The organism is Paramesorhizobium salinisoli (assembly GCF_003335045.1).
Lineage (GTDB): Bacteria > Pseudomonadota > Alphaproteobacteria > Rhizobiales > Rhizobiaceae > Paramesorhizobium > Paramesorhizobium salinisoli.
In genome coordinates this window covers 17,425-27,662 of record NZ_QOZG01000018.1, presented here as the reverse complement: position 1 = coordinate 27,662, position 10,238 = coordinate 17,425, and the positions used below count along the sequence as shown (strand labels likewise).

Annotated in this window: 9 protein-coding genes and 1 pseudogene; 1 reads left to right on the top strand and 9 read right to left on the bottom strand. The window is 58.7% G+C overall.

Going from position 1 to position 10,238, the window contains the following annotated elements; translation table 11 throughout:
- Positions 1–872: 872 nt before the first annotated feature.
- The 3 genes from DUT91_RS22680 to DUT91_RS26305 all read right to left on the bottom strand — a co-directional run bounded on the left by DUT91_RS22680 (position 873) and on the right by DUT91_RS26305 (position 2,086).
- A complete protein-coding gene (locus tag DUT91_RS22680; RefSeq protein WP_114442736.1) occupies positions 873–1,301 on the bottom strand; it encodes a type II toxin-antitoxin system VapC family toxin in 429 nt (142 codons plus the stop codon).
- Positions 1,298–1,537 carry a FitA-like ribbon-helix-helix domain-containing protein gene (locus DUT91_RS22675; protein ID WP_114442735.1) on the bottom strand — a complete coding sequence of 80 codons (240 nt, stop codon included), beginning with the start codon at positions 1,535–1,537 and terminating at the stop codon, positions 1,298–1,300. The genes DUT91_RS22680 and DUT91_RS22675 overlap by 4 nt, the downstream gene beginning before the upstream one ends.
- A gap of 369 nt (positions 1,538–1,906) precedes the next feature.
- Positions 1,907–2,086, bottom strand: coding sequence for a hypothetical protein (locus DUT91_RS26305; RefSeq protein ID WP_200835066.1), 180 nt, complete (start codon positions 2,084–2,086; stop codon positions 1,907–1,909).
- Between DUT91_RS26305 and DUT91_RS22670 the strand changes: the two are divergent.
- Positions 1,998–2,324, top strand: a pseudogene (locus DUT91_RS22670) (transposase); the annotation flags it as partial. The gene DUT91_RS26305 and the pseudogene DUT91_RS22670 overlap by 89 nt on opposite strands.
- 299 nt (positions 2,325–2,623) lie before the next feature.
- On the opposite strand, the gene DUT91_RS22665 reads toward DUT91_RS22670, so the two are convergent.
- The 6 genes from DUT91_RS22665 to DUT91_RS22640 all read right to left on the bottom strand — a co-directional run bounded on the left by DUT91_RS22665 (position 2,624) and on the right by DUT91_RS22640 (position 10,163).
- Positions 2,624–3,103, bottom strand: coding sequence for a VirK family protein (locus tag DUT91_RS22665; protein ID WP_114442734.1), 480 nt, complete (start codon positions 3,101–3,103; stop codon positions 2,624–2,626).
- A 174-nt stretch (positions 3,104–3,277) separates the two neighbouring features.
- Positions 3,278–3,370 carry a transposase gene (locus DUT91_RS22660; RefSeq protein ID WP_245419921.1) on the bottom strand — a complete coding sequence of 31 codons (93 nt, stop codon included), beginning with the start codon at positions 3,368–3,370 and terminating at the stop codon, positions 3,278–3,280.
- Between the two features lie 376 nt (positions 3,371–3,746).
- Positions 3,747–5,096 carry an HlyD family type I secretion periplasmic adaptor subunit gene (locus DUT91_RS22655; RefSeq protein WP_114442732.1) on the bottom strand — a complete coding sequence of 450 codons (1,350 nt, stop codon included), beginning with the start codon at positions 5,094–5,096 and terminating at the stop codon, positions 3,747–3,749.
- Positions 5,093–6,844 (bottom strand): type I secretion system permease/ATPase, encoded by a 1,752-nt coding sequence (locus DUT91_RS22650; RefSeq protein ID WP_114442731.1) that lies wholly within the window; start codon positions 6,842–6,844, stop codon positions 5,093–5,095. The genes DUT91_RS22655 and DUT91_RS22650 overlap by 4 nt, the downstream gene beginning before the upstream one ends.
- Positions 6,845–6,853: 9 nt before the next feature.
- On the bottom strand, positions 6,854–7,255 hold the full coding sequence (locus DUT91_RS22645) for a hypothetical protein (protein ID WP_114442730.1): 402 nt from the start codon (positions 7,253–7,255) through the stop codon (positions 6,854–6,856).
- A gap of 64 nt (positions 7,256–7,319) precedes the next feature.
- A complete protein-coding gene (locus tag DUT91_RS22640) occupies positions 7,320–10,163 on the bottom strand; it encodes a M10 family metallopeptidase C-terminal domain-containing protein (RefSeq protein ID WP_114442729.1) in 2,844 nt (947 codons plus the stop codon).
- Positions 10,164–10,238 lie beyond the last annotated feature (75 nt).

The following is a 10,238-nucleotide window of genomic DNA, read 5'->3' as shown; positions in this document are numbered from 1 at the left end:
TACAATGAGGTTCGGCCACATGGTGCGATTGGCAACAAGGTGCCGATCTCGCTGATGAAATCGGGAGGCGCAACCAGCCCGCCTCCCTGAAGGGAAGCCGGAAAACTCCAGCCTCCGCTGGTCCAAAAACCTGGGGCGGTTCAAAAACCGCCGAGGCTCTAATCCATCCTGGAGGAAATTACCCGTGGCAGGTCAGCCACGCGACCGGCCAAGTGCCTCGGCCTCCTGAGTCCCCTTTTTTGCCGACCACACAATGGTTATCCGGATGACAGTACTGTTGACCATGTCGGCGCTTCGATGCCACTCAACCTTATTCCGATTGCGTCATGAGGCCGGAACTCGTTATTGTCGACTGCCAAATCGCGCGTGCCGGCTAGAATATCCGCGTCCAAGCGAAGAGATTTATATCACGGCGATGGGAGCTGTTCATCCATGACAAGAACATTGGGCGGGGACTGAAAATAGGGGTGATAACGCCCCTTTTTTTTCGAGACAGAGTGGATATTCTGCGCTGAACATTTGGCGGATATTGATATCGCATTTTGGAATATTCCTACAACTCGATACCTGTAATAATCTACATGTTGACCGACCTATTGACCTAACTAGGCCGCGTCGACTGTCTGGAGGCCCCTACCTCCAGAATTAGCCGGGCTTTTCAGCCCGGCTTTTTTAGGATAAGCCAGCGACAGCCTCAGCGCCGGAAGGCTATCTGCCGACGGAGTGCGATCAGATTCAGCTTGCCACAGGCCCGATTGCGGAGCGCCTTCGCAAGCAGTACGCCGACCGCACGGCCGGGCTTTATTTCGAGTCGGCCGAAACGCGCATCGTGCAGGCGGGCAGGCCCGCTTCAAACAAACACCTTGAACGGTTCAGAACGCGGGATCCCATGGATTGATGACCGTAACACCCATGGCTCTAAAGGGAGCTTCGTCTCTTGTAGCGACAGTCGCCAAATTGTTGGCGCGGGCTATACCTGCAATGGCTCCATCAGCAAAGGATACGGACAAGCCGCGTCGCATCGCGGCCCCTGCCGCCGCGGCATAAAAGTAGGCGGCCGTTGCGTCGTATGGCAGAATCCTGCCGTAGAAATCCTGTTCGACAATTGCCGTTATAGCGTCATTTAGCTGTTCCTGGCGCTTTCCTTTGGGCATCTTATCTATGCCAAATAGCAGCTCTCCGACCGTGATCGCCGTGATATAGGTTGTGGTGCGATCCAGGTTGTTGAGCCAGTCCATCACGGCAGAATCCGGCTCCGGCTTCTGGGTCTCCGAAATAATGTGCGTATCGATAATAATCATGAGAAGTCGGCACCTTCGGCCGGCGTCTTGTCTCTCAGATTATCAAGTTCATCACCAAACGCATTTGACCACCTAGAGCGCAGATGATCGCCGAAGCCCTGCCCTGTTTCGGCAGCGGCTACCGTCGCTAAAATCGCCCGCACCTCAGCTTCCGCGCTGCGATGATTTTTCGCCGCCCGAAAGCGGATAATTTCTTGAACGCCATCAGGGATGTTCCGAATCGTCATGGTACCCATAATTTGCACCTTGCTGCTTTCATCATGTCAAGCAGATAGCATAATGATAGCAGTTTTTCAATATGCTTTCATACGGACCCATGGCCGACCATCGGGACTGTAACAAATATTCCCATTGGTAGCGGCGAAAGGCGCTACACCTGCGCGCTATTCTCGACGAAAGCGACTTTCGCAGCGCTTCCGCGATCGATTATAATCACGGATCCAGAAAGCATGATCGCCCCAGCCGCAAGCATCGGAGCACCAATGAGGCCAAGAAGGATTAGAGGCGGTCTCATAGCGAACAACTGCCAGACTGGTAGAATAGTGCCCGTGCCTGAACAGCACGCGGGAATACCAAAATGTCAAACCCTTGCGCCGGCATCTACCTTAAACGCCTGGCCGCCCCGACACTGAGCGGTAGCCGATCTCGAATATCCCCGCGTCCATTGCCGCCGGTATGGTTTGTTCGTTGTCATGTTCCTGCCGCGAATGCGAGAAGATCGCGCAGCCGCCAGCCCCCTTCCACGTGACGCCGCGCGGCTTTGCCGGACCAAACCTTTTGGCCATGATCCTGTTCGAGAAGTTTGGTCAACATCAGCCGCTGAACCGACAAAGCGAGCGCTACGCCCACGAAGGCATCGACCTCAGTCTCTCGACACTCGCCCACCAGGTCGGGGCCTGCACCACCGCGCTGCAGCCGGGTGTGCGCTGATCGAGGCGCATGTGCTTGCCGCCCCGAGCGTCTGATGGCGCCGACACCACCGTGCCGATCCTCACCCACGGCAAGACCGACACGGGCCGCATCTAGACTAATGTCAGGGATGACCGGCCGTTTGGCGGCAGTCACCACCGGCGGCGCGGCGGTGCAAAAGTCGGCCACCTTGGCGCGCGGATGAGACCCGTGGTGGGGCGTAGCCCGAGCGGGGGTCTCATGCGCGTGTTGTGATTTTTGAAGGATTTCAGTCGGCCTTTCGGGCGCGGCTTTAGGCGAGAACTCATATCATCCGGGGAAAGCCGATCCGCACGACATTCCCACTTCAGAGGGAGGATGGCTGGAATAGCCAACAGCCGTGTAGTGGTTTCAGATATTCCATGCGAGCATAGCTATTTATCGGCACCGTCTATTGCGGGAATATTGCGTGTCTGCGGCCTAAACTGCAGACCGGCACCCAATGGACACTCAAAAATCATGGGATTCGACAGTTGCATATAGGTCGTCGGTGACAAGCGTCGTGCCGTAATGGTGGCTACGTCATTGGGCGTGATCCGGTACTGGACTAATTCGAGAACGGGTGTCCCGTCAGGCATCACCGTAAGATGCTGATTAGCATAAGCGATTTGTGGCTTCGGCTCGGGCAATATCATGAAATCCCTGATAGGGAAGCCGCCGGTGGGCATGGTAGCAAGAGGCACTTTTCCGGCAGATTGACTGCATTTATCCAGATGGGAAACGGAGACGGTCGGTATTCCCGCCAAAAGGCGATCGTGTAGTTCGTCGAACTGGGAGGCTGTCGCCGCCTTGGCGCTTCCGATGAGAGAGAAAAGAGCCGTTGCCAGGATAGGCGTGGAGAGAATGCGAAGCATGTCTTTGTCTCGTGTACGTTTCGGAGGGGCAGTATCTATCTGCCAGCAGTCATTGTTATCCTAAACCGTGACGCCATAATGGCTGTCGTTGGAGTGCTCCCCATTTCGCTGGAGAATTCTGCTATTGAGAAAATGTTTGGTGACCCAGCCCCCCGCTGGAATGCGCGCGTGGAGTCATCCAATCCAGGCAGCGAAATCTCGACAGGTTCGGAAGCCGGCGGGATCCGGTACAGTTGCTCGAATGGTCGCGGCAATGATCGGCCCCACACCGGGAACCGCTGTCGGGCGTCGAGCGCCGTCGTCTTTTCTCAAGGATTTTCGATCGAGCCTTTCAATGCTTGCCTTCACGGTCTCGAATGCTCGACGAACTCTTTCAAAGCCATTCGCGCTTCACCCGGCAATCTCAAGTCACTGTCGTCGCGCACTATGGCGGCGAGGCTGATGATTCCGACCAGACCAGGCGCCCTGACACAACGGAATCTCTGCGGAAACCAGCTCGGCGTGAGCGTCGTGCCACTCCTCGTCTCCGGAAACTGCTGGACGAATTATGTCCATCTGGGTTTGCTGCCTGTTGAAACAGGCCACGCCCATATTGGCTCGCCGTTCTCCCTTGGCCAACATGAGCTTCGTTGGCGACCCCCGGTCAATCCCCTTTAAAGGCTCTTGCGATCTGGTCTGTCAAAGGTTTGAGAAAATATGACAGGGCCTTGCGTTCTCTGGTTTGGATGTGAACCTCGACGGGCATGCCGGGCACGAGTTTGAGGCCACGCAAGCGGGCGAGCTCGGAGGGAGGGAGTTCAATCTGGGCGGTGTAGTAGGCCACAGCCATCTGGCCGGGGGCTGTCTGCTGGTCCTTGGTCAGATCGGCAGAAATCACCGCGACGCGCCCTGTCAGCTCGGGCGTTGTCGCCTGGCTGAAGGCCGACAAGCGCACCAGCGCCGACTGACCGATCACGACCTGGTCGATATCCATAGGCGCGACCTTGGCCTCGATCGTGAGTGCATCAGCCTCGGGCACGATGAGCATCAGGATTTCACCCCGGCCGATAACGCCGCCAACGGTGTGGACCGCCAATTGATGTACGGTGCCGTCGATGGGCGCGCGGATGTCGATGCGCTGCAACTGGTCCTGGGCAGCGATCTTGCGCTCGACCAATTCGGCAATCTTGCCGTCGCTTTCGCGAAGCTCCTTGAGCACTTCGGTGCGTAAATCCTGATCAAGCTGGATGATCTTCAGCTGCGTCTCGGCGATCTTGCCCTTGGCCTCGGCAATAGAGGCGATGAGCTGTCCGGTCTCGCCTTTGAGACTGGCCGCATCACGCTGCAGCGCGATGAGCCGCGTTAGCTGGACGAGGTTTTGCTTGTAAAGGCTCACTACGCCCTTGAGTTCAGAGACGATCAGGGCCGTTTGCTCGTTCTTGGCGCTCTTCTGCGCTTCCAGTCCCTCGATCTGTTGGCGAAGCTGGGCCATACGCTCGGTTAGTTGGGCTTTTTGACCAGAGCGGGATAGGGCCCGGGCCTCGAACAGGCGTTGCTCTCCGAGCATGATTTTGCGCATACCGTCGCCATCCGCGGCCCGCGCCATCAAATCGTCGCTGAACGTGATCATTGCTGCGTCGTCGCGCTCGGCTTCGAGCCGTGCGCGCCGCCCCTCCAGTTCGTCGAGCGATTTTGTGACAACCGCCAGGCTCGAGCGCGTCACCGTATCGTCGAGACGCACCACCACGTCTCCGGCCTTGACCTTGTCGCCATTGCGCGCGTGCAATTCCCCCACGACGCCGCCCGAGGGATGCTGGACCTTCTTGAGGTTGGTCTGGACGACGATAGTCGCGGGCGCCAGCACGGCGCCGGCAAGGTTAGCGGTCGCCGCCCAGCCGCCGCAGCCGACGATGAGCACGGCGCACATCGCGATGCCTGCGATCAGATGCCGACGCATCGAAGGCAAAGCGGGCGCGTCTTCCCGCGGCGGGCTGAGGGCGGCGGATTTGCTCATTTGGCCGGCTCCGCAACAACGCTGAGGCCACCTTGATGCAGCCCCGAACCGGCTCTCTGCACGGTTTTAGCCAAAACCTCGTCCTTCGGCCCAAAAGCCTGCACCAGTCCGCCCGCCATCACGGCCAGAATATCGACCGCAGCGATGGCGCTGGGCCGGTGGGCGACCACGACGACAATGCCGCCGCGATTGCGGATGCCGTGGATGGCATGGGTCAGGGCCGCTTCGCCTTCCGCGTCGAGGTTGGAGTTCGGCTCGTCGAGTACGACGAGGAACGGATCGCCGTAAAGTGCGCGAGCGAGCGCGATACGCTGGCGCTGGCCGGCTGAAAGCGAGGTCCCGTCCTCGCCCAGGCGGGTGCCGTAGCCATCGGCTAGATGCAGGATCATCTCGTGTATATTGGCTGCCTGCGCCGCCGCGATGATGGTCTGGGGATCAGGATCATGCGCGAAGCGCGAGATGTTCTCAGCCACTGTCCCGTCGAAGAGCTCAATATCCTGGGGCAGATAGCCGATATGCTGGCCGAGTTCAGCCGGGCTCCATTGATCGAGCGCCGCACCATCGATGCGAACGATGCCGCGCATGCTCGGCCACACCCCGATCATCGCGCGCACCAGGGTCGATTTACCGGCAGCACTGGGGCCGATCACGCCGAGCCCTTGCCCCGCCTCCAGCTTGAAGCTGACATTCTGCATGATCGGCAGCAATGATCCCGGCGCGCCGGCGGTGAGACCCTCCAAAATCAGCTCTCGCGCCGGCGACGGCAGTGACATCGGTGCATGGCTGGGCGGCAGTGCGTCCAGAAGCTTGATCAGGCGCTTGCGGCTCTCTCGTGCCGCCATGAAGAACTTCCAGTTGCCGATCGCCGTCTCGATTGGTGCCAGCGCGCGCGCGGAGGCAATCGAACTGGCTATGATGGCGCCCGCCGAGACCTCGCCCTTGATGGTGAGCCATGCACCAAGCGCCAGAATGGCCGATTGGAGGAAACCCCGGAACACTTTTGAGATGGCGCCAAGGCCGCCGGTGACGTCGCTGGCGCGCTGATGCGCCGCCAGATGCGAGGCGTTGGCGGTGAGCCAGCGCGCCTGCAGCCGCCCACCAAAACCCATCGCATGCAGGACTTCCGCGTTGCGCCGTCCAGCGCTGGAGAGCGCATGGCGCTTGTTCGCCTCAATCATTACCTCCCTGGCGGGCTTGCGCGATTGCAACTCCGTTATCAGGGTCAGGCCGATCAGGACAAGCGCGCCTGCGGTAGCGAGCCAACCTAGCCAGGGATGCAGCATGAAGACGAAGGCCAGATAGATCGGTATCCAGGGCAGGTCGAGCAGAGCGCTTGGCCCCTGCCCGGACAGGAAGCTACGCATCGTGTCGAGATCACGCACCGGCTGCAGTCCATCGCCGTTGCGGCCCATGCGTAGCGGCAATTGCAGCACGATGGCGTAGATGCGCGCGCCGAGCTTCTCGTCGAGGCGCGAGCCCATGCGCACCAGAAGTCTGGAGCGGATGACGTCGAGGGCGCCCTGCACGGCATAAAGACCGATCGCGACGATCATCAGCGCCACCAGTGTTACCCCGCTGTGGCTGGGCAGCACCCGGTCATAGATCTGGAGCATGAACAGCGAGCCGGTCAGAGCCAACAGGTTGATCACACCGGAAAACAGGCCCACGCCCACCAGCCAGCCACGCAAGGAAGCAAGCGCCAACGCAAGATCAGAGCGGGACAAGGCCGAAGATGGGTTACGCATCATGCAGCGCTTTCAATACATCACTGTATTGAGTGTGATATTGACGGGTGAGCCTGCTTCGAACTGGGCACTGCCGCGTGCGACCAACCAGTTATCCGCTCGCTCCAAGCGTGCAACGATCTGCAGCGTTGGCGAAGCCGTGAAGCTTGCGGGCAGGCACAGGGAAAAACCTATCGTCTTTTCTCCGCCGCCGCTTTTGACGCGCGTTTGCGCGACGCGACGTTGCGCCTTATCCTTAATGGCAAAGTCCTCGAGATAAATCTCGAGATGACCTTGCGGAATAATTGCGCCGCCCGCAAACGTGACTGCGCCACGAATATCAGCCGATTGCGCAGGAATGGACCCGGCGACTGTAGCGACAGCCACAACTCCGGCGGCCATTAAGACTTTTCGGCAGTCGGTCTGGCGTTTCATCACACACTCTCCATGAATTATTGCTGTGCAAGGGGCGCCTTGAGAGCGCCCCTCCTGGTCTGGGTTAGATGACAATGAAGTCGGTAGCCGAAAGATTCAGATGCGGGCTGAGTTGCGCAAACTGAATGGCGGCAGCTTGTCCGGAGCCATCGGTGTCGTAAGACAATGCTCCATCGTTGGTGTCATAGATGATGCGGTCATTGGCATCATGCGCAACACCCGATGTAGCCTTGTAAAACGCGCCCAAGGGCAGAGGACCATCACCACCCAAGGCCTCAAAGATCCGGTGATCCAGCAGGATCGAATCGTCACCAACCTTGAAGTCCTGGATCCAGTCGACATTGCCGTTCCCAAGCGCTGTCGAGAAGCGGAAGGAATCTTCGCCTTTGCCGCCGATCAACGCGTCGGCCGCCAGCCCGCCATCCAGCAGATCGCTGCCGCAGCGACCGAAGATCGTATCGGAGCCGCCTTGGCCGGACAGCACATTGTCCGCGCCGTCGCCGGTCAATTCATCGTTGAAGTCCGAACCGGATAGATTTTCGATCGAGATATAGGTGTCGCCAGCGGATTTGCCGCCGCCCAATTTGATTTTGACACCGCTGCTGGCGTCGGAATAGTCCGCCGTGTCGCTGCCGGCGCCGCCATTCAATATGTCGGCACCGCCGCCGCCGGTCAGCACATCGTCACCCGCACCGCCGGAAAACTCGTTGATCTGGTTGTCACCGATGAGATGGTCATCGTAGGATGAGCCGACAACGTTTTCAAAGCCAACAAGGATGTCATGCACCAGAATGGCGTCGTCGGCCCCAACGATACTCATGTAGCCATCGGCGTCGCCGCCGCTGGCCGCGCCTTTGGCGAGATCGACCGTCACACCTTCGGGGCTGCCTGCGTATGAAACCGTATCGATACCGTCACCGCCATCCAGATAGTCTCGATCGGCGCCGCCGATGATCGTGTCGTCGCCGCCTTCCCCATACAGGATGTCGCCATCGTTGCCGCCATCGAGTATGTCATCGCCGTCGCGACCATTGAAATAATCGCCGCCGCCCTGGCCCCAGAAATGATTTGCTGCGGACGTGCCGATGAAACGGTCGATGCGGTCATCTGACCCGATCAGGTTTTCGATGCTGTCGAAGGTATCGCCCGAAGCTGTGCCGCCGCTGGCGACATTCGTTTCCAGATTGACGAGCAGCTGGAAGGGGCTCTCATGGGTGTGACCGTCGTGGCCGTGATCATGCTCGTCGTGATCGTGCTCCTCCATGCTATGGTTGCCCGCTTTAACGCCAGCGCCGCCCATGCCGCTGTAGTCGACCGTGTCGACGCCCGGGCCGCCCCTGAATCTATCGGCACCTGCCTGGCCGCTCAGCGTATCGTCGCCCTCGCCGCCATCCAGAATATCGTTCCCCTGTCCGCCATAGATCGTATCGTCGCCGCCGCCGCCATAGAGCGTGTCATCGCCGTCATCGCTCTCGGTTTGGTCTTCAAGATCCTCGGGGGGGATCGTGTTGTTGATGTCGCGACTGGCGAGCGAGTCGCGACCGCCGATGATGATATCATCGCCAGCCTGACCAAAAATCGTGTCGGAGCCGGCACCGCCGATGAGCGTATCATCCCCAGTGGTGCCCAGGATGATGCTGGTCATCGTATTGTCGCCGGCGCTGGGCGGAGTTGTGCCGCCGCCGCCCGGTGGGGGCGTCGTCGATGCATCGGCGTAAATGATGTTTTCGACGTTGGCGATGTCCCCGATCTTCAGGTCCCGGTTGAGCACGATGACCGTGTCGTCGCCGCCATTTTCTTCCTCGCCCACGATGTCGTCGATGGAGTCGACGAAATAGATATCGTTGCCGCCATTACCAGCCATGCGGTCGCCGCCACCGCGCCCGTCAAGCGTGTTGGCACCGTCATTGCCGATGAGGATATCGTCATAGCTGCTGCCGATGGCGTTCTCAATGTAGTAGTCAGTCCCATCAGCGTTGTGCCCGTCAAAGATCGACACATTGTTACTATGGCCGTTGACGCTGGAGAACTGTCCGGGACGCAGGTCAAGGATCGTACTTGCCGTGGAACCGGAAAAGTCGATCGTGTCGGTTCCGCCGGTGTCATGGATCGTAAAACCGATATCGTGCTGCATGCCCGAAGAGGTGAGATGGTAGTTATTCTGCGAACTGCCGAAGCCGTAGACATTATCGCCGGTGTTGAGTTCGATATGCTGATAGGTGCGCACCCCATTCTCATCGACAGTTGAGAAAAAGCGGCGGATGGCCGCTTCAATATCGGCCATGAGCGGCGTTGACGCCGACCAGCGGCTGGTTTCGCCGACATCAATCCCATCGAAATAGGACATGACGGTGTATTGCTGACGATCGTAGATCCAGGTGGCATGGTTCAGATAATTAATCTGTCCGCCGCTGGGACCGGCATAATTGTAGTTACCGGGATGGTTCAGGCCGAACTCATGGCCGAATTCATGGATGAAGGAATCGAACACATAGCCGCCAACATCTGTCCTGCTGGGCTCCGTGTCGTGGAACCGCTGACCTATGTTGACATAACGATTGTTAGAATAAGCGCTGCTATCATCCCTTTCACCCAGTTCCGGACTGACAACCTGCATCCAATCCGTTGCGCGGTTGTATGGCACATCATCGACGATTTCGAACTTGAGAGGCGTGACTGAAGCCCACGCCTCCAAAGCGCCGATCGCGGCGGCCTTGTAATCGGGATGATCATTGAGATCATAGAGATTGACCCTGATCGTTCCCGCGGCGATCTCTGGCGTCAGGCTTCTACGCAGCGCTCCAAGGTAATCGAGATAGGCCTCGTAATCGTCGCTTTTGCCAAATGGATTATCCGGCGTCTGGTCGTTCACCCACCATTGATCGTTATTGTGGTTTGATTGCGGCATCGTAGAGTCTCCCTTCTCACAACGGCAGGTAGCAGCTGCTTTGTTATCATCAAAAGTAATAGCTTGTGATTACCT